The following is a 21,990-nucleotide window of genomic DNA, read 5'->3' as shown; positions in this document are numbered from 1 at the left end:
TGATTTTTATCAAAATCATTAGGGGATTCCTCAGCGCAAATCACCTTTAACCACCGCAATCGCATCCATTGACAACGCCGGGCAGCGGTTACCATCAATCAGCGCTAGATCTGGTTGCACCGATAAACCCGCTATGGCGCGCTGCATAGCCACTATGGTTGCTTGCAAAATATTCAGTTGGTCAATCTCTTCAGGAGAGCATCGACCAATTGCCCATGCTAATGCTTTTTCTTTGATTTCAGGAAGTAGCGCTAAGCGTTTTTTCTCACTCAATTTCTTTGAATCGTTGAGGCCTTCAATCGGATTGTTAGGATCAAGAATAACAGCGGCGGTCACGACATCCCCCACCAAAGGGCCACGCCCCACCTCATCCACACCAGCGATAAGCTGGTAGCCTTGTGGGTATTCAAATGGAGGCAATTCTTTTTTTTCTTTGCTTTTTACTGTTGTCATGCTTGTTTGCTCTTTCCAATTAAACTTAGTACCGCGTTGGCCGCTTGCGTATCGGCGTCCTTACGAATCCAATGGTGCATCTCGGTAAACTTTTCTACCATATCGTCACCGTGTTGCCCTAACAATTGCAGCACTTCTTGGCTCAAATTCTCCGGGGTACAATCTTGCTGAAGAAACTCTTTGACTAACGCTTGATCGGCCAAAATATTCGGTAAAGAAACATATTTCGTTTTCAACATACGACGCGCCAAAAAGGCGGTAAACGCATTCACTTTATAGCCTACAACCATTGGTCGCTTGATCAGCATACATTCTAGAGCAACGGTGCCTGAAGCCAACATCACCGCATCAGCTGCTGTGATCACATTCTTAGCGGTATCATCAACCAAGACAAACTCAAGCTCTGGGGCATATTCTCGCCAAGCCGCTTCAAACTGTTCACGACGCTTCTGATTAACCAATGCAACGACAAAGCCTAAATCTGGCTGCTGAGCATGTAAGCGTTTACAAGCTTGAATAAAAGGCTCAGCCAACATATTCAATTCGCTACCACGACTGCCCGGCAATACCGCCAGCCACGATTTATCTTGCGCAAGACCAAGGAGTTCTCGGGCGGGGGCTTTATCCGACTTGAGAGGAATCGCATCAGCTAAAGTATGACCAATAAACTCACAAGGCACATTAAACTTATCGTAAAACGCTTTTTCAAATGGGAGGAAAGCCAAAACCAAATTCGTAGCTTTTGCGATACCGAAAATACGCTTTTGACGCCAAGCCCAAACAGAAGGGCTGACATAGTGAACTGTTTTGATACCTGCATTTTTCAGATCAAGTTCAAGGCGAAGGTTAAAATCAGGCGCATCAATGCCAATAAACACATCGGGTGGATTTTGAGTGAAGTACTTTACCAGTTCTGCTTTAACTTTCAGCAAACGCGGCAAACGGCCTAAAACTTCGACTAGACCCATCACGGAAAGCTCTTCCATATCAAACAATGATTGGCAGCCCTGCTGCATCATCTTAGGTCCGCCAATGCCAACAAACTCAGCATCTGGGTAACGCAACTTAATCGCTTTAATAAAGCCTTCTCCCAGCGTATCCCCTGAGAGTTCTCCCGCAACGATACCGATTCGTAGTGGCCTTTCCATCTTTTTATCCCCTTACCTTAAAACGCAAAAAGATCGCAGTTTGGTGCTGCGATCTTTTTTCACTCAACCACTCTGAGACTTAGCGGATAATACCACGTTCTGTTGATTCGATTATCTTCAGCATTGGTTCCACCGCAGGCCACTCTTGGGCCATTTCAGCTAAAATTGGTTTTACTTCTTCCATTGTTTTACCGGAGCGGTAAATCTCTTTGTACGCTTTCTGCAGTGCGCGAATTTCCGGCTTTTCAAAACCGTTGCGCTTCAAACCGACTAGGTTTAGACCAAATGGAGATGCATGGTTACCTTGCGCCAATACGTACGGCAATACATCTTGTACCACCGCAGAACAACCACCAATATAAGCGTATGCGCCAATGGTGCAGAATGGGTGAATAGCTGATAGAGCCATAACGCCAGCATAATCGCCTACCGTTACATGACCACCTAAAATCGCATTGTTACCAATGTGAGTATGATTGCCAACAATGACATCGTGCGCTACGTGAGCGTTAACACACAGTAAGTTATCGTCGCCAATAACCGTGGTGGCTTTATCTTGCGTTGTACCACGGTGGATCTGTACCGCTTCACGAATCACGTTCCGGTCACCGATCACTACAGTGGTATCTTCGCCACCATATTTCTTGTCTTGGTTCTCTTCACCAATCACTGCGTGAGGAAAAATACGGTTCTCTTTACCAATTTTGGTGTGGCCTTTGATCACCACATGAGACATTACTTCAGTACCTTCACCAATTTCTACGTTAGCCGTAATGTAAGTGAAAGGTCCAACGGTAACGTTAGCACCGATTTTTGCACCTTCTTCAACAACCGCTGATGGGTGAATTTGAGCGCTTTCATGAATCATATTAAAACTCTCGACGTGCACATTTTAGGTCTGCAGAACACACGACGTCACCGTCTACTTTCGCAGCACATTTGAACGCAGCAATACCACGACGCTCTTTAACAAATTCCACTTCAATCACAAGTTGATCACCAGGCGTTACTGGCTTGCGGAATTTCGCGTTATCAACGCTGGCAAAATAGTAAAGCTCATTACCCGATGGCGCACCAAACGATTTAAACGCAAGTAGACCTGTTGCTTGAGCCATTGCTTCAAGAATTAATACACCTGGAAATACTGGGAGCTGAGGGAAATGACCGGTAAATTGCGGTTCGTTTACAGAGACGTTTTTGATCGCGGTCAGATACTTTTCTTCTTGGAAGTCGATAACACGATCAATCAATAAAAATGGGTAGCGATGCGGCAACAGTTGCTGAATCTCAGTGATGTCCATCGTTTTCTTCTCGGTAGTCAAAGTCATATTCCTAAATATTTTGCATGCTAAATGTGGTTTCTGCTTAACATTATACCCAACTAAAGCTGCGATGCTAAGCCACATCCTATGTTGTTAAGTATATAGCGAAAAAAGACCCGCAGTTGCGAGCCTTCTAATTACCCAAAACGAGTTAAGAATCCGCGTTTTCTTCTAGCTGTTTTTCAACCGCTTTCAGGCGCTTATTCATCTCATCAATTCGATGGACTCGAGTGGCTGTTCTGCGCCACTCTTTATTGGTTTGTAGTGGGATACCTGAAGAGTACATACCTTTCTCTTCAATACTGCGCATCACCATACCCATACCGGTAATCGTAACACCATCAGCAATTTCAATATGGCCATTAATGACACTGGCCCCGCCTATGATGCAGTATTTACCAATTTTTGTGCTTCCCGCGACAACCGTAGCTCCAGCCATCGCTGTGCCATAGCCAATTTCAACGTTGTGCGCGATTTGCATCTGGTTATCAATGATCACGTTATCCGCAATGATGGTATCGTCCAGTGCGCCACGGTCGATCGTGGTACAAGCACCAATCTCAACTCGGTTACCAATTCGCACGGTGCCAAGCTGAGGAATTTTAATCCACTCCCCTTTTTCATTGGCATAACCAAAACCATCACTACCGATGACCGTATTCGCTTGCACTAGGCAATCTGAACCGATCTCAACGTTATGATAGACACTTACATTAGACCATAGCTGAGTGCTATTGCCGATTTTTGCATTCTTACCGACAAAACACCCTGCACCGATAATAACGTTATCGCCCAGCGTAACGCCTTCTTCAATCACTGCATTAGCACCGATTGCAACATTCTCGCCAAGAGAAGCGGTAGGATCGATAACCGCCGACGGTGCAATGGCTGACGCCGCTTTTGGTGTTACATCGAGAGCTTGCGCCACTTTAGCAAAAGCGACGTAAGGGTCTGCCACGATAAGCGCATTACCTGAACAAAGCTCGCGCTGGGCTTCTTTCACCATAACAACCGTCGCTTGACACTCTGCTAAGTGTTTTGCGTACTTAGGATTAGACAGAAACGTCACATGACCTTGCTGCGCTTTATCCATTGGTGCAACCATGGTCACTGTCGCAGCAGCGTCACCATGGAGCTCTCCCCCTGTAATGGTTGCCAATTCGGCTAATGTTAATGTCTTCATAAAATCTTATTTTAGTGCTTTAATTACTTTTTCAGAGATGTTGTACTCTGGCTTAGCGAAACGTACCGCTTGCGCATCCAGTATTAAATCGTAGCCTTCTTTTGCGGCAACTTTATCAACGGCGTTTTGAATCAACTGAAACAGTTTTTGAGTTTCTTGCGCTTCACGTTGCTTTGATGATTGCTCAAGCGCTTGGCCTTTGATCTTGTATTTACTATCCAGCTGGCCGATTTCGATACGTAACTTTTCAATCTCTTCTTGTCCAAGTAACTCACCGTCACGCTTTAATTTTTCAATTTTAGTCTTCGCTTCTGCTTGAATTGCTTTTAACTCATCGGTCTTATCTTTAAATTCTTCCTGCATTTTCTGCAAAACAACTTCGCGCTGTGGCAGTGATTGAAAAACTTGTGCCGTATTGATGTAACCAATTTTTTGTGCGGCTTCTGCTGCAGTAGCAAAAAGAGAAGAGGTCATTACTACAAAGCCAAGACCAGCCGCTTTAATCATTTTATTCACTAGATTTTCCTTAATTAGAAAGTTCTGCCGATTGTGAAAGTGAAGAACTCTTCATCATCACCTTCATAAATTTCAATAGGTTTCGCTACCGAGAAGACCAACGGTCCCATCGGTGACATCCATTGTAACGCAACACCATAAGAAGCGCGGTAATTACCAGGATCAGAATAGTCGAAATATTTCTCATCGCCTATATCACCTCGGTAAACAAATTCAGTATCCCATACACTCGCCGCATCAACGAAAGCACTGGTGCGCACTTGACTACGTGCTTCATCTGATGCGAACGGGGTTGGGAAGATCAATTCAAGACTGGCCAAAGCTACCGCATTCCCCCCCACAGAATCATCTGTGGCAGTGACACAACCTTTGTTACCACAGCTGCCCGATAGATCGGTATAAACAGCTTTTGGGCCAGCACTGTTAGAGCCAAAACCACGTAGCGTGGTAAAACCACCCGCGTAGTAGTTTTCATAGAACGGGAATAGGTTGTCGTTACCATCCGTTTCTCCATAACCATTACCGTAGCCTAAACGACCACGCATTAGTAAGGTAAACTCATGCTTTTTAGTCAATGGGACGTATTGGCGCACGTCATACTGCACCTTAAAATACTGAGCATCCGAACCGGGTACAGTCATTTTACCAAACGCACTTTGATAATTACCCGCTGTCGGGAAGTAGCCACGGTTTAGGTTATTACGCGTCCAAGATAGGTTAATATCAAAATCATTGGTCAGAATATCACCATCTGCTTGGCCAATACTCTGTGCAAATAATTTTGCTTGATCATAACTCGGCACATTACCAATCTTGTTGTGCGTATAACCAATACCAAAGTCAATTCGATTGAGTTCGTCAACTGGGAAACCCCAAGTTAAACTGGTACCGTAACTTTCATTGGTATAGTCGACAATACCTGCCTCTTTAGCTTCAAAAGTGTTGTAGAACACTTTGCCGCCAAGACTAACACCGTCAAGGTTCCAATATGGGTCGCGATATTCTAAGGTTAAGTTTTTCTGATAATCATTCATCATGGCATTAATGCCGACACGATTACCGCTACCGGCAAAGTTATCTTGCTGTAAGCCCACTTGAAAACTCACACCAGACTCCGTACCGTAACCAACACCAAAGTTAATGCTACCTGAGTTGGCTTCTTTTACGCTATAAACTAGATCAACCTGATCTTCACTACCAGGCACTCGAACGGTTTGTACATCGACGGTTTCGAAGAAACCAAGGCGATTTAAGCGCGCTTTACTGGTTTCTAAAGCCTTGCCATTGAGCCAACTGCCTTCCATTTGACGCATTTCACGACGTAATACTTCATCTTTTGTCGAGTTGTTACCCACAAAACGAATATCACGCACATAAATACGCTGACCAGGTTCAACATTAACAATTAAAGAAACTTGTTTGGTCTCTTCATTGAATTCAGGAATAGTGCGCACTTGTGGGTAAGCGTAACCTGCTTCACCCAATGCCTTTTTTACACCATCTTCTAAGCCCGTGACCTGAGAGGCATTATAAACTTCACCAGCTTCAAACGGCACAAGGCTTTCAAATTCGGCTTCTTTACCGATCAGCTCACCACGAAATTTGACATCTTCAACACTGTATTGGTCACCTTCCTCGATATTGAGGGTGATATAAACCCCTTTCTTATCTGGTGAAATGGCAACTTGTGTCGACGTCACTTGAAACTTTAAGTAACCGCGATCGAGGTAGTACGAGCGTAGTGCCTCGATATCACCCGCCAAAACTTGCTTCTGATATTTATCATCGGAAAGGAAGTTCCACCATGAGACATTTTCATTGAGGTTAAAGCGACCACGCAAATCTTCATCGCTAAACACTTGGTTACCGATAAAGTTAATTTGTTTAATTTTTGCCGAAACACCTTCCGTGAAGACAAACTTCAAATCGGTTCGATTACGCGGCAAAGGCGTCACAACCGCTTTCACACTGGCATTATATTTACCAACGCTGTAATAAAAGTCTTCAAGACTCTTTTCTACATTCGATAACGTAGTACGATCTAACGCCTCACCAACACGAATACCGGATGCATCAAGGTTTTGCTGTAACTGCTCATCTTTAATCGCGCTGTTGCCAGAAAAAGAAACCGTTGAGATAGTCGGGCGCTCGATCACTTGCACGACCAGAACATCACCATCACGTGAAACTTTGACATCTTCAAAGTTGCCGGTTGAATAAAGTGCGCGAATAATACCAGCAACATCTTGATTACTGACTGTATCACCAATACGAATCGGCATTTTTAGCAGTGCTGCACCCAATGCAACACGCTGCAAGCCATCAACTTGGATATCTTGCACAACAAAATTTTCAGCGCCGTTCGCAGATACGCTCGTTGCTAGCAAAGTCGCCAACAGAATTTTTTTCATCGCCATACTTGTTTTAGTTATTCCTTACTACAACCTGCATCTACTTTATAAACGCGCAAAGTCGTTAAAAATTGCGACCGCCATAAGTGTAAATATGATCGCGCCTCCCAGACGATAGCCCATTTCCTGTACCTTTTCTGGTACTGGGCGTCGAATTACCGCCTCGATTGCGAAAAACAATAAATGTCCACCATCGAGCATCGGCAGTGGAACTAAATTTATAATGCCTAGATTGACACTGATTAACGCTAAGAAACCTAAAAAGTACACCAAGCCATAATCAGCAGTGGCTCCGGCTCCTTTTGCTATCGAAATCGGCCCACTGAGGTTATTTAACCCCACGTCACCAACAATCAGCTTCTTGAGCATACTAATGGTCAAGTCAATCACTTGATCGGTTTTATCAATCGCCTTACCGATAGATTCAAATACACCAAATTGCAGATCGAATCGATAGTTTTGCGGCCATTCTGCGACTTCAGGTGCGATTCCGGCAAAACCAATCCGCTCACCGTCTTTTAACTCTCGACTATCAGGGACAATCGTCAATGCAATTAACTCTCCCTGGCGCAGCACAGTAAGCTCAAGTGCCTGATTGGCATTCGAGCGAATCGCGTCAACCACCTGCTGCCAATTGGCAATCTGTTCACCATTTAGCGCGGTTAAGGTATCACCAACCTGCAGTCCTGCAACCGCTCCAGCTCCATCAGGAGAGATCGTTTGCAATTTCAGTGATATCTCTGGCGTATAAGGTTTAAAGCCTAGGGATGACATTGCCGATTCTTTTTCTGGATCAAACTGCCATTGCGAAATATCTAACGTCAATTGCTGCTCTAATCCGAGGTCATTGGCTGGCGCAACCGTCAAGGTTAGGCGTTCATCACCAATATGAGAAACCAACCCCATATTAACTGATTCCCAATCCGCGGTTTTGACGCCTGAAATCGTCTTTAGTTCCATTCCTGATTCTAAACCGCCTTGTGCAGCGATTGAATAAGGGGTCACTTGACCGATCACAGGCTTAACAGCTGGTACGCCAATAAGAAAAACCAGCCAATAGGCAAAAATAGCAAAGAGGAAATTAAACACCGGTCCTGCGGCAACAATCGCGGTGCGCTTCCATAGTGGTTTTAAATCAAAAGCAAATGACTTGGTGTCTTCAGTAAGTTCATCAACACGGCCATCGAGCATTTTTACGTAACCACCCAAAGGAATCATCGCGATGGTATATTCCGTGCCATCTTTACCGATTTTATTCCAAATCGATTTACCAAAACCGATCGAAAACCGTTCAACCTTTACGCCGCAACGACGAGCAACCCAAAAGTGACCAAACTCGTGCACTGTGACCAAAATGCCTAAGGCGACAATGAACGAGGCAAAGTTCCATAATATTCCGCTCATGCTTGATGCCTACCAATAAATTCCATCGCGAGTGCTCGCGCCATTCTATCGACCTCAAGAATGCTTTCCAAGCTATCGCAACTCAGTTGTGCATTCATCGCACATATTTTTGAGGTTACCCAGCTATTGACTGCTGCAATCTCAGTGAAGGGTAATTTTCGATTTAAAAACGCTTCAACTGCAATTTCATTCGCAGCATTTAGAGCGGTTGTCGCGTGTTGACCTTCGTAGCAAGCATCGATCGCGAGTTTTAAACATGGATAACGATTGTAGTCAGGCGCTAGAAAAGTGAGCTCACCGATTTGAGTGAAATCCAAGGGCTTAACACCCGCTTGAATACGCTCAGGATAAGATAAGGTTAAAGCAATCGGTGTGGCCATATCCGGTTCGCCCAATTGGGCAAGCGTTGAACCGTCACGATATTGCACCATCGAGTGAATCACTGATTGTGGATGGATAACGACTTTAAGTTGTTCACGACTGGCATTAAACAACCACTTAGCTTCTATGTACTCTAAGCCCTTGTTCATCATGGTTGCTGAATCGACTGATATTTTTGGCCCCATCGACCAGTTTGGATGAGCAATAGCTTGCTCTGGGGTAACATTTTTCAGTTCTGCTAGGTCGCTGTAACGAAATGGACCACCAGAGCCAGTCAGCAAGATGTTATGAATCCCATAATGATCCAAATCGCAATGACCTAGATTCGTTTGCACTTCATGAGGTAAGCATTGGAATATAGCATTGTGTTCACTATCAACGGGCAATAGCTCGGCGCCACTCTCTTTAACTGCATCAACAAAAAGCTGGCCAGACATAACCAAGGCTTCTTTGTTGGCTAGCAGCACTCGCTTACCCGCTTTGACTGCCGCCATCGTCGGCATCAAGCCCGCAGCGCCAACAATCGCAGCCATCACTGTGTCGATCTCGTCAAAAGAAGAGACCAAACACATCGCCTCCACTCCGGATAACACTTCCGTCTTAACATTGGTGGTTTGCAGCGTATTTCTCAACTCATTCGCCGCTCGCTCAGTTGCCATGACAGCATAACGAGGTTGCCACTTAAGACAAAGTTGAGCCATTTTCTCAACATTTTGTCCTGCAGCTAGCGCGACAATACGAAATTGATCAGGGTTGTTTTCGATAACTTTCAAAGTGCTAGCGCCAATAGAGCCAGTAGCACCTAGGATTGTTAATTTACGCATTACGAGAACCAGTCATTGATAGTGCGACCATGGGCCGCACCATACTTAAAATGAGAAATACAGAAGAGCAAAAACAGGAAATGCAGCCGTCAAGCTATCGATACGATCTAACACACCACCGTGGCCAGGAATAATATTACTGCTGTCTTTAATGCCTGACACACGTTTGAACATGCTTTCAACCAGATCGCCTAGCACGGAAATAACCACCGTGACTAACGTGATCAGTACAAACGCAGTGGTACTGCTAAATTCGATATCAAACCATTGCGCAGTGCCCCAACCGACCAACAAAGCCGTTAAGATACCGCCAACTAAGCCCTCAATGGTTTTATTTGGGCTGACATGAGGTGCCATCTTGCGTTTCCCCATGCTCTTACCAGCAAAATACGCACCACTATCTGCCGCCCACACAATGAAACAAACATACAGTACCAGTTTAGCACCATGGTATGGATCAACCGTGACTCCCTGCGCACGCAGCATAACTATGCTCCACAGAAAAGGCAGTAAGGTTAAAAGGCCAAACAGATGACGCAATAACTTGGAGTTTTGCCAGCAGGCAGCAGAACGAGGGTAAGTAATCGCTAAAACACTAGAAATAATCCACCAGGCACTGCCAATCGCTAGCAATGTATAGTGAGCACTAGTGAGAGAATTAAGAGAGAAGGCATCGGAAGGGATAAATACAAAGCTAGCAATCGTCACCGCAATACTTGGTATTAAAGCAAGTACGCGAGATTTTGCATCAACAAATTGTGTCCATTCCCAAAAACCGATCAAGGTCACCATAGCGATCAGTGCGATAAAAAGGGGCAAAGAAAGCTTAAAAATCGCAAGGATAACTAATGGAGCAAGAATAAGCGCGGTTATAATTCTTTGTTTCAAACTCTAGTCCTTAGTTGCATTCCATTAATGCTTTAACTTGTTCGCCAGTACAACCAAAACGACGTTCACGGTCAACAAACCAAGACACCGCCTCAATCAAACTGTCTTCATTAAATTCAGGCCAATAAATCGGAGTAAAGTACATCTCCGCATAAGCCAATTGCCAAAGCATGAAATTACTAATTCGACACTCACCACTGGTGCGAATTAAGAGATCCACTTCGGGTAAATCTGACATAGTAAGATGCGCAGTCATGACATCATCGTCAATCGCATCAATACTCATTTCCCCTGCCTGCACTTTCGCCGCGATTGATTTCGTCGCTTCCAGAATATCCCATTTACCACCATAGTTGGCTGCGATATTAATCACCATGCCATCATTACTCGCAGTAAGCGCTTCCGCCTGAGCGATTTTTTTCTGTAAGCGCTCGCTAAAGCGCGCAGTATCACCAATAACACGTAAGCGTAGATTATTTTTGTGCAGTTTTTTCACCTCTGTGGACAGCACAGTGATAAACAACTCCATTAACACACCGACTTCTTCTTCTGGACGACGCCAGTTTTCACTACTAAAAGCAAATAAAGTCACCGCTTTAATACCGAGGCGCGCGGCAGTAGAGATCGTTTTACGAACTGCTGTTACACCATTTTTATGGCCAAAAATACGCGGTTTTCCTTGAGCTTTCGCCCAGCGACCATTGCCATCCATAATGACAGCGATATGTTTAGGAAGTAAATCAGGTGAGAGTTGTGTGTTATGCATAGAGCTTATTGGATTGCGGGCAGGTGACAGAGGGTAGCATAAAAGAGCGCTATGCGGCGAGCATAGCGCTTTTTTTTGATGAATGTTTGAGAATTAAACTTCCATCAACTCTTTTTCTTTAGCAGCAAGTACTTCATCAACGTTTTTAACCGCGATGTCAGTTAACTTCTGGATCTCATCTTGACCTTTGTGGTCTTCATCTTCTGAGATTTCTTTCTCTTTAAGTAGCGCTTTAAGATCGCCATTTGCGTCACGACGAATGTTACGAACAGCAACACGTGCGCCTTCTGCTTCACCACGTACGATCTTAACAAGATCCTTACGACGCTCTTCTGTTAGCGCTGGAAGTGGAACACGGATAATCGTGCCCGCAGACATTGGGTTTAGACCAAGATCCGACATCATGATTGCTTTCTCAACTTTTTGAGTAAGCTCACGGTCAAATACGGTAATAGCGAGAGTACGTGCATCTTCTGCAACAACGTTTGCTACTTGGTTTAGAGGTGTTGGTGCGCCGTAGTACTCAACAGAGATACCAGATAGCAAGCTTGGATGAGCGCGGCCAGTACGGATTTTAGAAAGGTTGTTCTTTAGTGCTTCAACACTTTTTTCCATGCGCTCTTGCGCGTCTTTTTTGATTTCGTTAATCACGGTTTCACCTTAATGATTCTTCTTTCTCAAAGAGAGTCTAACGGGCTGAGTAAAGTTTAGTGCTAGTTGCTTTGCAAATAGCACTTTAAACTCTTCAAGTGAACTAAATTAAGCGTTTTCGCTAATTAGCGTACCTTCAGCTTCACCCATAACCACGCGACGTAGTGCGCCTGGCTTGTTCATGTTGAATACGCGGATTGGCATTTTGTGGTCGCGAGCAAGAGTAAATGCTGCTAAATCCATCACTTTAAGTTCTTTGTCAAGAATCTCTGCGTAAGACAATTTATCATACAGCTCTGCGTCTGGGTTTGCTACTGGGTCAGAAGTAAATACGCCATCAACCTTAGTTGCTTTTAGAACCACGTCAGCTTCGATTTCGATACCACGTAGACATGCAGCTGAGTCTGTCGTGAAGAACGGGTTACCAGTACCTGCAGAGAAGATCACTACGCGGCCTTGACGCAATTCACGAATCGCATCCGCCCAGTTGTAATCGTCACAAACGCCTTTAAGTGGGATTGCTGACATAACGCGAGCATTTACGTATGCACGATGCAGTGCATCACGTAGCGCCAAACCATTCATTACCGTTGCTAGCATGCCCATATGGTCACCAACAACACGGTTCATACCTGCTTCAGCAAGGCCCGCACCACGGAATAAGTTGCCACCGCCGATAACGACACCCACTTGAACACCCAGTTCAACTAACTCTTTTACTTCTTGAGCCATGCGGTCAAGAATCGTAGGATCAATACCAAAACCTTCGTTGCCTTGAAGTGCTTCGCCACTTAGTTTTAACAGAATACGTTGATATGCTGGTTTAGGGTTCGTTGTCATGGAGTTTACCTTCCAAAGGGAGTTATCAATTAACAGTCATGATTTAAAACTCAGAATCAAAAATTCCAAATCATCACGGTTCGTTGTTATCTCTTATTCGTAAAAAGACCGCAGCCATGGCTACGGTCTCAGAATTTTCGGGTAACTAAGGATTAACCTTTTTGTACCGCTGCTACTTCATCAGCAAAGCTCATTTCTGCAGCTTTCTCAATGCCTTCACCAACTTCTAGACGTACGAAGTTAGTTACAGAAGCGCCTTTTTCTTTCAGCATTTCGCCTACAGTTTTCTTAGGCTCCATGATGAATGCTTGACCAGTTAGAGAGATTTCGCCAGTGAATTTCTTCATACGGCCAACAACCATCTTCTCAGCGATCTCTTGAGGCTTGCCTTCGTTCATAGCGATTTCAACTTGAACTTCTTGCTCTTTAGCCACTACGTCTGCTGGTACGTCTTCTGGGTTTACGAACTCAGGACGAGAAGCAGCTACGTGCATTGCAACGTGCTTAAGAGTTTCAGCTTCGCCTTCACCAGCTACAACTACACCGATTTTCTCACCGTGACGGTAAGAAGCGATAGATGCGCCTTCAACGTATGCTACGCGACGGATGTTGATGTTTTCGCCGATTTTAGCAACTAGTGCTACACGTGCGTCTTCAAACTTAGCTTGTAGCTCTTCAACAGTAGCTTTAGAAGCTAGAGCTTCTGCTGCTACTTCTTGAGCGAATGCGTTGAAGCTAGCGTCTTTCGCAACGAAGTCAGTTTGGCAGTTAACTTCAAGAAGAGCAGCTACGCCGTTTGCTTCTTGAATGATGATTGCGCCTTCAGCAGCAACGTTACCAGCTTTTTTAGCTGCTTTCGCTGCGCCAGATTTACGCATGTTTTCAATTGCTAGTTCGATGTCAGCGTTTGCTTCTACAAGCGCTTTTTTACATTCCATCATGCCAGCGCCAGTGCGCTCGCGAAGTTCTTTAACTAGAGCAGCAGTTACAGTTGCCATTCTCTATTCCTCGTTGATTCGAAATAAGGTAAAAAACAGGGGCCTACATTGTCGGCCCCTGCTGATAACTATAACTTAGTCTGCGCAAGAAATGCACAAACCAAGTATGGCTCGGAGCCGATATTATTCAGCTTCTACGAAACCGTCTTTTTCAGCAACAACTGCAACGTCTTTGTTACGGCCTTCGTTTACAGAAGTCGCAACAGCGTCTAGGTACAGTTTAACAGCGCGGATTGCGTCGTCGTTACCTGGGATGATGTAGTCAACGCCGTCTGGGTTAGAGTTAGTATCTACCACAGCGTAAACTGGAATACCTAGGTTGTTAGCTTCTTTAATCGCAATGTGTTCGTGATCAGCATCGATAACGAAAAGCGCGTCAGGTAGACCGCCCATGTTTTTGATACCACCAAGAGATTTCTCTAGCTTCTCCATTTCGCGAGTACGCATTAGAGCTTCTTTCTTAGTTAGTTTATCAAAAGTACCGTCTTGAGCTTGAGCTTCTAGCTCTTTAAGACGTTTGATAGACTGACGAACAGTTTTGTAGTTTGTTAGCATACCGCCTAACCAGCGGTTGTTAACGTAGTACTGGTTGCTTGCGATTGCAGCTTCTTTAACAGCTTCAGATGCAGCGCGTTTAGTACCTACGAATAGAACTTTACCTTTCTTCTCGCCAACTTTAGCTAGTTCAGCTAGAGCTTCGTTGAACATTGGTACAGTTTTTTCTAGGTTGATGATGTGAACGCGGTTACGAGCACCAAAGATGAATGGCTTCATTTTTGGGTTCCAGTAACGAGTTTGGTGACCGAAGTGAACACCAGCTTTCAGCATATCGCGCATTGATACAGTTGCCATTTTAAAATCCTCTAATGGGGTTAGGCCTCCACATCCCCCATGAATCCGACCTCCAACATCTATTTGTTAAAGCACAAATAGTTTTACAGCTGAGGCACCCCGGAACATGTGTCGGAATGTGTGTGATTTAAAGATATAAGTTTATGGAACTCGTCAGCTTCGCTGCTAAAGTCACCCTCAACAAAGAGAACGGACGATGTTTCCGGCGCGCTTTATACCATATTTCACTACGTTTTGGCTAGTAAAAATTCCTTTTACTGCAATTGCAGCCCTTCTCTTTAACAGCGGATTTGGGTTTCGCTAAATAACACAAATACACATTCTCAGTTGTTCCTGTTAAAATAGCGTAATCCGCACATTTTTGTGCCGTTGAGTAAGTAGAGAAAAGCCAATGTCAATCAAGATCAAAACGGCTGAAGAAGTCGAACGTATGCGCATCGCAGGTAGCCTAGCTGCCGATATTCTAGAAATGATCGAACCTCATATTAAAGCTGGGGTAAACACCGACACGTTGAACCAAATCTGTCACGATTATGCTCTAGAAAAAGGCGCATATTCTGCCCCACTTGACTACCATGGTTTCCCGAAATCAATCTGTACTTCTATTAACCACATCGTGTGTCACGGCATTCCTGCGACGCAAGATGAAATGGGTAGCAATGGCCAAATGAAGCCAGCTGTACTTAAAAATGGCGACATCATTAACGTCGACATCACTGTGATCATTCCTGACGATGAAAACGCCGATCTCAGCGTGCGTCCGGAAGGTTACCACGGCGATACGTCTAAAATGTTCTTCGTTGGTGATGCGTCACCTGAAGACAAGCGTCTATGTATGGTCACTCAAGAAGCACTGTATGTCGGCATGAAGCAAGTAAAACCAGGTGCAACGGTGGGTGACATCGGTACTGCGATTGAAAAGCACATCAAAACCAACAACAAAAATAACCCACGTAATAAGTTCTCTATCGTGAAAGATTTTTGTGGCCACGGCATCGGTAATGAATTCCATGAAGAACCACAAGTGGTCCATTACAAAAACAACGATCGCCGCGTACTAAAAGAAGGCATGTGCTTCACCATTGAACCGATGATCAATGCGGGTAAATTTGGCTGTACCGTCGACGCGCAAGACGATTGGACTGTATACACCGGTGACGGCAAAAAATCAGCTCAATACGAGCACACCATAATGGTGACCAAAGATGGCTGTGAAGTCTTCACTCTACGCAGTGATGAAAGCATCCCTCGTTTGATGAAAAACGCATAATATCTTCCCTATCCCCGCTTTTGCGGGGATATTTTTTTGTCTTACCGAATTTGATAAAGTGCAATCAACAACTCAGCACGGAAGCCACTATGCCTTTTCAATCCCCGCTCACATTCAGTGACGAGCAAATTAATATTAGCGAGCTGAAAGCTCAATTAGAGCAGTTTGCTGACTATCAACGAAAAGAGTTCCTTAACCACCATCCAGTCAATGATCTAGTACTCGGTCGCGCCGAATATACCGATTTACTGCTCAACCGTTTGTGGCAACATTTTGGTTTTGCTCGCTTACCCAATATCAGTTTGGTGGCCGTGGGCGGTTATGGCCGAGGAGAACTTCACCCTCTTTCCGATATCGACATGCTGATCGTGTCGAAAAAAAACTTACCTGAGCATTTAGCCAGCAAGGTAAGTGAATTTATTACTTTGCTGTGGGACTTACGCCTAGAGATCGGTCACGCTGTCCGTACCATTGAGCAATGCGCTGAAATCGGTCGCGCCGATCTTACCGTCGCGACCAATCTACAAGAATCCCGCTTACTGTGTGGTTGTGAAGAGACTTTCCACCAGCTGAAAATGGTGATTCACTCAGAATCATTCTGGCCAAGCGAAACCTTCTACAAAGCCAAAGTTCAAGAACAAAAAAACCGTCATGCACGCTATCACGACACCACCTACAACCTTGAACCTGATATCAAGTCAACGCCTGGTGGTCTGCGAGATATCCATACTCTAAGCTGGGTTGCTAGACGCCACTTTGGCGCAACCTCCCTGCTCGAGATGAGCCGTTACGGCTTTCTAACCGATGCGGAATATCGTGAACTGGTCGAGTGTCAGGATTTTTTATGGCGAGTGCGCTTTGCGCTGCATATCGAACTACGTCGTTACGATAATCGCCTCACCTTTGCTCATCAGGCCCAAGTTGCCGAAAACCTCGGCTTTGTTGGCGAAGGCAATCGCGGCGTGGAAATGATGATGAAAGAGTTTTACCGCACACTACGCCGTGTGGCTGAACTTAATAAAATGCTGCTCAAACTGTTTGATCAAGCGATCCTAAATAACGGCACAGAAAGTCCACCGCAAATCATCACCGACGATTTCCAACGGCGCGGTAACTTAATCGAAGCTCGTAAACCTGCGCTGTTTCAAGCTCGCCCAGAAACCATCTTGGACATGTTTTTGCTCATCGCCAATGACTCAACTATTGAAGGCGTTGCACCGCCAACACTGCGCCAGCTACGAACGGCTCGTCGTCGCCTCAACAAATTTCTCCATACCATACCTGCGGCTCGAGAAAAGTTTTTGGAACTATGTCGCCACCCCAACGCGCTGCATAAAGCATTTAGCTTGATGCACAAATTAGGTGTATTAGCCGCCTATTTACCGCAGTGGAGCCAAATTGTTGGTCAAATGCAGTTTGACCTATTCCACGTATACACCGTGGATGAACACAGCATGCGCTTGCTCAAACATATCAATACTTTTAGTTATGCAAAAAACCACGGCAAACACCCTATTTGCTGCGAGGTATATCCGCGCATCCAAAAGAAAGAACTGCTGATCATTGCCGCTATTTTCCACGATATCGGTAAAGGACGTGGCGGAGACCACTCAGTGATTGGCGCCAAAGAAGCGTATGATTTCTGTATGGAACATGGCCTCTCAACGCCAGAAGCCAACTTAGTCTCTTGGCTAGTACGTCATCACTTACTGATGTCAGTTACCGCTCAACGTCGTGATATTTACGATCCAGAAGTGATCACCGAATTTGCCAAGCTAGTACGAGATGAAGAGTATCTCGAATACCTAGTCTGCCTAACCGTTGCCGACATCTGTGCGACTAACCCCGAGTTGTGGAACAGCTGGAAGCGCACCTTACTGGCGGAGCTCTTCTATTCCTCTCAACGAGCCCTAAGACGCGGCTTAGAAAACCCCGTTGATGTGCGCGAGCGTATCCGCCACAACCAACAGATGGCCTCAGCAGTGCTGCGCAAAGAGGGTTTTACTGCCAGAGAAATTGAAGTGTTATGGCAACGCTTTAAAGCTGATTACTTCCTGCGTCACACGCATAAACAAATTGCGTGGCATTGTAGCCACCTACTGCGTCACGATGATCCAAGCAAACCATTGGTGTTGATCAGCGAAAAGGCCACTCGCGGTGGCACCGAGGTCTTTGTTTACCATAAAGACCAGCACGCGCTGTTTGCCACCGTGGTTGCAGAACTGGACAGGCGTAACTTCAACGTCCATGACGCACAGGTCATGACCAGCAAAGACGGTTATGTACTCGATACTTTTATGGTTTTAGACCAGCATGGTGATGCGATTGAAGTTGGCCGCCATAAGGCCGTCATTAAACATTTAACTCACGTACTACAAGATGGCCGACCAACTAAGATCCGCACCCGACGCACGCCACGTAACTTGCAGCACTTTAAGGTAAAAACCAAAGTGGATTTTTTACCAAGTAAAAGTAAAAAACGCACCACGTTGGAGTTTGTCGCATTAGACACCCCTGGTTTATTGGCCACTGTTGGGGCAACATTTGCCGACCTCAATATTAATCTCCACGCTGCAAAAATCACCACGATTGGGGAGCGAGCCGAAGATTTGTTTATCATTACTGGCACTGAAGGCGGCAAGCTTAGTGAACAAGAAAAGAGCCTATTGCGCGAGGCTTTATGCGCTAACGTTGAGGAACTCGCACCAAACTGATCTTGACCACAAGTTGATAAAATAGCCACTAAGGCGGCTACCTCCAATCAGTATAGGCTGCTACATTAAATGGGTGAATACTCGACATCATTCTCGAAGTCATTGAAGAGTAAGCCACTTTCACCCTATTTTATGAGGTAGCCTATGTTTGCAAATCTTATCGGTTTAGGCATTCAAGATCCGCAGCAGATTGAGCGTTATTCTTTGCGTCAAGAAGCCCATAAAGACGTGTTAAAAATCTATTTCCGTAAACAAAAGGGAGAATTGTTCGCCAAAAGCGTTAAGTTCAAATACCCACGCCAGATCAAAAACGTTTTAGTTGATAGTGGTAGCCATAAATACAGAGAAGTCACCGAAATCAACCGCAACCTCACCTTGGTCATTGATGAGCTCAACAAGATCACCAAGCCGGTAAAATTGGCAGAGGTGGATGTAAAACAGAAAATCTTATCTGATTTACGCCATTTGGAAAAAGTCGTGTCGAGTAAGATCGCAGAGATAGAAGCGGATCTAGAAAAGTTGAAGTAGAGCGAGAATATTGACCTTTCAATAGCACGTTTACTTTGTCATTCCCTAGAGGCGGAGCCGAGTCGGGAATCTTGGCATTGTAATCTACCTACCAAAACAATTCGCAGGTAAAAACCAGATTCCCTATCACGTGCTAGCGCACGGTAGGGAATGACAAGATTGTAGTTTCACTGGCTTATTATTCTCGTCTCGAAGCACGGCACTTTAAGCCGTGCGTTCAATCAGAACTGTGATCAACAAGAACTACAGCCAACCCGCGTATTTACCGACTAAATACAACGCGACACCCGCCATTACGCCAGCAACGATATCATCAATCATAATACCCAAACCGCCGTGCACGCGCTTATCGAGCCAGCCGATTGGCCACGGTTTTACCATGTCAAAAAAGCGGAAGAGAATAAATCCAGTTAATAACCACTTCCAATCGGTTGGTGATAGTTGGAATAACGGCACAATCGCCATGGTGATCCAAAAACCAGCAAACTCATCCCACACTATCGAACCATGATCGTGGACGCCCATGTCATCAGAGGTCACTTGGCAAATTTTCACCCCAATCACACACGCCAACAGCACCGCAATGATATAAGCCGGTAACGGTAATTGAACCAACAACAAATAAAGTGGTATCGATGCCAATGTCCCCATAGTGCCCGGCACAATAGGAGATAAACCACTACCAAACCCAGTCGCTAAAAAATGCCATGGGTTTTTTAAAGAAATCAATGAAAGAGGATTGGCCATAATTACATCTTAATTATTATTGAAATGATCATACCCACTCAATTGCCATTCGAGTGGCTTGCCTTGTAAAGTCAATGACAGCCCTGCCTGTGCGACAATTTGGCCGATACAAGTGACTTTGGTATTGCTCTCTAACAGCATACTCTCTAATGCGTCGCGATGCTGCGGTGAAATAGTAAAACAAAGTTCGTATTCTTCGCCACTGGTGAGTGCGTATTGCAATGCTTGTTCACGATCACGTGTGAATGCCAATAACTCGGCAGAAATCGGCAGCTCATCAACCTGCAATTGCGCCCCAACACCCGAACGTTTAAGAATATGCGGCAGATCAGAAATCACCCCATCTGAGATATCAATCGCGGCACTCGCAACGCCTTGTAGCCTCTGCCCAAGCAAAACCCGCGGCGTAGATAAATAGTGGCGCTTTTCCAGCTCGGCAGCATAGGGAGCGTTGAGCGCGGTATTACCTAACAGTACATCGAGACCTGCTTTAGCATCTCCAAGGTTGCCTGAAACGTACACCCAATCACCCACTTTGGCGCCATCACGTCTGAGCGCTTTATCGGCCGCGACGAAACCTTGCACTGTCAACGTTAAGCTCAGTGGGCCTTTAGTAGTATCACCACCAATCAACTGAATACCGTATTCATTCGCGAGTGCAAAAAAACTGTCACAGAATGGCTTTAGCCACGCTTCATCGACCTCTGGCATAGTTAAAGCAAAAGAGACCCAAGCAGGACTTGCCCCCATTGCTGCGAGATCACTAATGTTCGACGCTAGGGCTTTATGCGCCACCCATGCAGGATTAGCAGAGGCGAGGAAATGAGTGCCAGCCACTAAGGTATCAGTGCTAATTGCAATCGCTTGATTGACAGGAGCTTGCACTAAAGCGCAATCATCTCCTGCCGCCAAAAGAACGTCTTCACGCTGAGCTTGGCGACCAACAAAATATTTGTCGATCAGATTAAATTCACCGGGCATAGAGAGGTGTCGTTTCTAACAGGCTATTTTTGAGGAATTCAGTATATAAAAAAAGGCCAGCAATTTGCTGACCTTTTTACTAATCTGGCGATTATTTCTTACGTACGTGCGGCGCGGCTTTATCAAGCACACCGTTAACGAATTTGTGGCTATCTTCTGCTGCGAATACTTTTGCAAGTTCAATCGCTTCATTGATAACAACTTTGTAAGGAACGTCTTCGCGACGAGTCATCTCGTACATAGCAAGACGAAGTAGCGCTAACTCCATCAAATCCAAATCTTGCATTGGACGAGATGTGTATGGGCGAATCTTACAATCTAGCTCTGTGTGACTTAGCACAACACCTGCTAACAGGTCACGGAAGTAGGCAACGTCTGTGTCTGGTGCAGTTAGCGCTGGTTCTGCGGCATGATGTTCTTCTTCATCATACTTACCACCAGATAAAAACTGCTCTTCAATTGTGGCAACATTTTCTTTAGTAATTTGCCAAGAGTAGATCGCTTGTAGAGCGAATCGACGTGCATTACGACGTGCGGCTGGTTTCACACTGGCCCCCATTAGGAATCGATTTCAGAAAGAACGTTAATCATCTCAAGTGCGCTCAGTGCAGCCTCTGCACCTTTATTACCAGCCTTGGTTCCTGCGCGCTCAATTGCTTGATCAATAGTATCAACAGTTAGAACACCGAATGCGACTGGAAGTGAAAACTCCAGAGACACTTGTGCCAAACCTTTGTTGCATTCACTACAAACATAGTCAAAGTGTGGCGTTCCGCCACGAATAACGGTACCTAAAGATACGATGGCATCGTACTTACCCGTTTTCGCTACACGTTGAGCAACTAACGGTAATTCCACTGCACCAGGGCAACGAACTACAGTAATGTTGTCTTCGCTAACTTGTCCATGACGCTTTAAAGTATCGATGGCACCAGACAATAGACTTTCGTTAATAAAACTGTTGAAACGAGAAATAACGATAGCAATTTTTGCGTTTGGCGCTGGGAAGCCACCCTCGATCACTTTCATAAGCTTTCCTTTAACTATGTTCATCAAGTGAGAATCGCCGGATTCTAGCACAAAACTGTGAGCAATATCTAATAGGTTTTTACA

General features: G+C 45.1%; 21 protein-coding genes and 1 pseudogene. 3 read left to right on the top strand and 19 right to left on the bottom strand.

Going from position 1 to position 21,990, the window contains the following annotated elements:
• Positions 1–33: 33 nt before the first annotated feature.
• The 15 genes and pseudogenes from RJD38_RS09995 to rpsB all read right to left on the bottom strand — a co-directional run.
• Positions 34–453, bottom strand: a pseudogene (locus tag RJD38_RS09995) (ribonuclease HII); the annotation flags it as partial.
• On the bottom strand, positions 450–1,601 hold the full coding sequence (lpxB, locus tag RJD38_RS09990) for a lipid-A-disaccharide synthase (protein ID WP_005593362.1): 1,152 nt from the start codon (positions 1,599–1,601) through the stop codon (positions 450–452). The gene lpxB and the pseudogene RJD38_RS09995, both read right to left, overlap by 4 nt.
• Before the next feature lie 79 nt (positions 1,602–1,680).
• A complete protein-coding gene (gene lpxA / locus RJD38_RS09985; RefSeq protein WP_005593363.1) occupies positions 1,681–2,469 on the bottom strand; it encodes an acyl-ACP--UDP-N-acetylglucosamine O-acyltransferase in 789 nt (262 codons plus the stop codon).
• A gap of 1 nt (position 2,470) precedes the next feature.
• Positions 2,471–2,923: a 3-hydroxyacyl-ACP dehydratase FabZ gene (gene fabZ / locus RJD38_RS09980; RefSeq protein ID WP_065545989.1), complete on the bottom strand. Its 453-nt coding sequence runs from the start codon at positions 2,921–2,923 to the stop codon at positions 2,471–2,473.
• A 151-nt stretch (positions 2,924–3,074) separates the two neighbouring features.
• Positions 3,075–4,106, bottom strand: coding sequence for a UDP-3-O-(3-hydroxymyristoyl)glucosamine N-acyltransferase (gene lpxD, locus RJD38_RS09975; protein ID WP_065545644.1), 1,032 nt, complete (start codon positions 4,104–4,106; stop codon positions 3,075–3,077).
• A gap of 6 nt (positions 4,107–4,112) precedes the next feature.
• Positions 4,113–4,622 carry an OmpH family outer membrane protein gene (locus tag RJD38_RS09970; RefSeq protein WP_065429903.1) on the bottom strand — a complete coding sequence of 170 codons (510 nt, stop codon included), beginning with the start codon at positions 4,620–4,622 and terminating at the stop codon, positions 4,113–4,115.
• Positions 4,623–4,636: 14 nt separating this feature from the next.
• Positions 4,637–7,039 carry an outer membrane protein assembly factor BamA gene (gene bamA, locus RJD38_RS09965; protein WP_065545645.1) on the bottom strand — a complete coding sequence of 801 codons (2,403 nt, stop codon included), beginning with the start codon at positions 7,037–7,039 and terminating at the stop codon, positions 4,637–4,639.
• 39 nt (positions 7,040–7,078) lie between these two features.
• The gene (rseP, locus tag RJD38_RS09960; RefSeq protein WP_065545646.1) at positions 7,079–8,437 is read right to left on the bottom strand and encodes a sigma E protease regulator RseP; all 1,359 of its coding nucleotides are present in this window, start codon (positions 8,435–8,437) and stop codon (positions 7,079–7,081) included.
• Positions 8,434–9,642 (bottom strand): 1-deoxy-D-xylulose-5-phosphate reductoisomerase, encoded by a 1,209-nt coding sequence (gene ispC / locus RJD38_RS09955; protein ID WP_065545647.1) that lies wholly within the window; start codon positions 9,640–9,642, stop codon positions 8,434–8,436. Before ispC ends, rseP begins: the two co-directional genes overlap by 4 nt.
• Positions 9,643–9,687: 45 nt before the next feature.
• On the bottom strand, positions 9,688–10,530 hold the full coding sequence (locus tag RJD38_RS09950) for a phosphatidate cytidylyltransferase (RefSeq protein ID WP_065545648.1): 843 nt from the start codon (positions 10,528–10,530) through the stop codon (positions 9,688–9,690).
• A 10-nt stretch (positions 10,531–10,540) separates the two neighbouring features.
• Positions 10,541–11,296 carry a polyprenyl diphosphate synthase gene (uppS, locus tag RJD38_RS09945; protein WP_005593371.1) on the bottom strand — a complete coding sequence of 252 codons (756 nt, stop codon included), beginning with the start codon at positions 11,294–11,296 and terminating at the stop codon, positions 10,541–10,543.
• Between the two features lie 93 nt (positions 11,297–11,389).
• Positions 11,390–11,947: a ribosome recycling factor gene (gene frr, locus RJD38_RS09940; RefSeq protein WP_005593372.1), complete on the bottom strand. Its 558-nt coding sequence runs from the start codon at positions 11,945–11,947 to the stop codon at positions 11,390–11,392.
• Positions 11,948–12,055: 108 nt separating this feature from the next.
• Positions 12,056–12,787, bottom strand: coding sequence for a UMP kinase (gene pyrH / locus RJD38_RS09935; protein ID WP_005593373.1), 732 nt, complete (start codon positions 12,785–12,787; stop codon positions 12,056–12,058).
• A gap of 152 nt (positions 12,788–12,939) precedes the next feature.
• Positions 12,940–13,785 (bottom strand): translation elongation factor Ts, encoded by an 846-nt coding sequence (gene tsf, locus RJD38_RS09930; RefSeq protein ID WP_005593374.1) that lies wholly within the window; start codon positions 13,783–13,785, stop codon positions 12,940–12,942.
• Positions 13,786–13,908: 123 nt separating this feature from the next.
• On the bottom strand, positions 13,909–14,637 hold the full coding sequence (gene rpsB, locus RJD38_RS09925) for a 30S ribosomal protein S2 (RefSeq protein ID WP_005593375.1): 729 nt from the start codon (positions 14,635–14,637) through the stop codon (positions 13,909–13,911).
• A 391-nt stretch (positions 14,638–15,028) separates the two neighbouring features.
• On the opposite strand from rpsB, the gene map reads away from it, so the two are divergent.
• The 3 genes from map to RJD38_RS09910 all read left to right on the top strand — a co-directional run bounded on the left by map (position 15,029) and on the right by RJD38_RS09910 (position 19,149).
• Entirely contained in the window at positions 15,029–15,907 is an 879-nt protein-coding gene (gene map, locus RJD38_RS09920; RefSeq protein ID WP_065545649.1) for a type I methionyl aminopeptidase, read from the top strand.
• 53 nt (positions 15,908–15,960) lie between these two features.
• Positions 15,961–18,621, top strand: a complete 2,661-nt coding sequence (gene glnD / locus RJD38_RS09915) for a bifunctional uridylyltransferase/uridylyl-removing protein GlnD (protein ID WP_257784176.1) — start codon at positions 15,961–15,963, stop codon at positions 18,619–18,621.
• Between the two features lie 144 nt (positions 18,622–18,765).
• Entirely contained in the window at positions 18,766–19,149 is a 384-nt protein-coding gene (locus tag RJD38_RS09910; protein WP_065545651.1) for a DUF3461 family protein, read from the top strand.
• A gap of 243 nt (positions 19,150–19,392) precedes the next feature.
• Here the strand turns inward: RJD38_RS09910 and pgpA are convergent, their stop codons facing one another.
• The 4 genes from pgpA to ribE form a co-directional block, all read right to left on the bottom strand.
• The gene (gene pgpA, locus RJD38_RS09905) at positions 19,393–19,896 is read right to left on the bottom strand and encodes a phosphatidylglycerophosphatase A (RefSeq protein WP_065545652.1); all 504 of its coding nucleotides are present in this window, start codon (positions 19,894–19,896) and stop codon (positions 19,393–19,395) included.
• A gap of 9 nt (positions 19,897–19,905) precedes the next feature.
• Complete coding sequence (thiL, locus tag RJD38_RS09900; RefSeq protein WP_065545653.1) at positions 19,906–20,877, bottom strand: thiamine-phosphate kinase; 972 nt, start codon at positions 20,875–20,877, stop codon at positions 19,906–19,908.
• 91 nt (positions 20,878–20,968) lie between these two features.
• The gene (gene nusB / locus RJD38_RS09895) at positions 20,969–21,436 is read right to left on the bottom strand and encodes a transcription antitermination factor NusB (protein WP_005592767.1); all 468 of its coding nucleotides are present in this window, start codon (positions 21,434–21,436) and stop codon (positions 20,969–20,971) included.
• The gene (gene ribE, locus RJD38_RS09890) at positions 21,436–21,906 is read right to left on the bottom strand and encodes a 6,7-dimethyl-8-ribityllumazine synthase (RefSeq protein ID WP_005592769.1); all 471 of its coding nucleotides are present in this window, start codon (positions 21,904–21,906) and stop codon (positions 21,436–21,438) included. Before ribE ends, nusB begins: the two co-directional genes overlap by 1 nt.
• Between the last annotated feature and the right edge of the window lie 84 nt (positions 21,907–21,990).

Source organism: Vibrio scophthalmi (assembly GCF_040869025.1).
In the GTDB taxonomy this organism is placed as follows: Bacteria; Pseudomonadota; Gammaproteobacteria; order Enterobacterales; family Vibrionaceae; genus Vibrio; species Vibrio scophthalmi.
This window is presented reverse-complemented; position numbering and strand designations above follow the sequence as displayed.

What these genes read in the sequence shown, in the direction of transcription:
- lpxB (WP_005593362.1), bottom strand. Translation starts at nt 1,601, where the DNA reads ATGGAAAGGCCACTACGAATCGGTATCGTTGCGGGAGAACTCTCAGGG.
- lpxA (WP_005593363.1), bottom strand. Translation starts at nt 2,469, where the DNA reads ATGATTCATGAAAGCGCTCAAATTCACCCATCAGCGGTTGTTGAAGAA.
- lpxD (WP_065545644.1), bottom strand. Translation starts at nt 4,106, where the DNA reads ATGAAGACATTAACATTAGCCGAATTGGCAACCATTACAGGGGGAGAG.
- bamA (WP_065545645.1), bottom strand. Translation starts at nt 7,039, where the DNA reads ATGGCGATGAAAAAAATTCTGTTGGCGACTTTGCTAGCAACGAGCGTA.
- rseP (WP_065545646.1), bottom strand. Translation starts at nt 8,437, where the DNA reads ATGAGCGGAATATTATGGAACTTTGCCTCGTTCATTGTCGCCTTAGGC.
- ispC (WP_065545647.1), bottom strand. Translation starts at nt 9,642, where the DNA reads ATGCGTAAATTAACAATCCTAGGTGCTACTGGCTCTATTGGCGCTAGC.
- uppS (WP_005593371.1), bottom strand. Translation starts at nt 11,296, where the DNA reads ATGCATAACACACAACTCTCACCTGATTTACTTCCTAAACATATCGCT.
- pyrH (WP_005593373.1), bottom strand. Translation starts at nt 12,787, where the DNA reads ATGACAACGAACCCTAAACCAGCATATCAACGTATTCTGTTAAAACTA.
- tsf (WP_005593374.1), bottom strand. Translation starts at nt 13,785, where the DNA reads ATGGCAACTGTAACTGCTGCTCTAGTTAAAGAACTTCGCGAGCGCACT.
- rpsB (WP_005593375.1), bottom strand. Translation starts at nt 14,637, where the DNA reads ATGGCAACTGTATCAATGCGCGATATGCTGAAAGCTGGTGTTCACTTC.
- map (WP_065545649.1), top strand. Translation starts at nt 15,029, where the DNA reads ATGTCAATCAAGATCAAAACGGCTGAAGAAGTCGAACGTATGCGCATC.
- RJD38_RS09910 (WP_065545651.1), top strand. Translation starts at nt 18,766, where the DNA reads ATGTTTGCAAATCTTATCGGTTTAGGCATTCAAGATCCGCAGCAGATT.
- pgpA (WP_065545652.1), bottom strand. Translation starts at nt 19,896, where the DNA reads ATGGCCAATCCTCTTTCATTGATTTCTTTAAAAAACCCATGGCATTTT.
- thiL (WP_065545653.1), bottom strand. Translation starts at nt 20,877, where the DNA reads ATGCCCGGTGAATTTAATCTGATCGACAAATATTTTGTTGGTCGCCAA.
- nusB (WP_005592767.1), bottom strand. Translation starts at nt 21,436, where the DNA reads ATGGGGGCCAGTGTGAAACCAGCCGCACGTCGTAATGCACGTCGATTC.
- ribE (WP_005592769.1), bottom strand. Translation starts at nt 21,906, where the DNA reads ATGAAAGTGATCGAGGGTGGCTTCCCAGCGCCAAACGCAAAAATTGCT.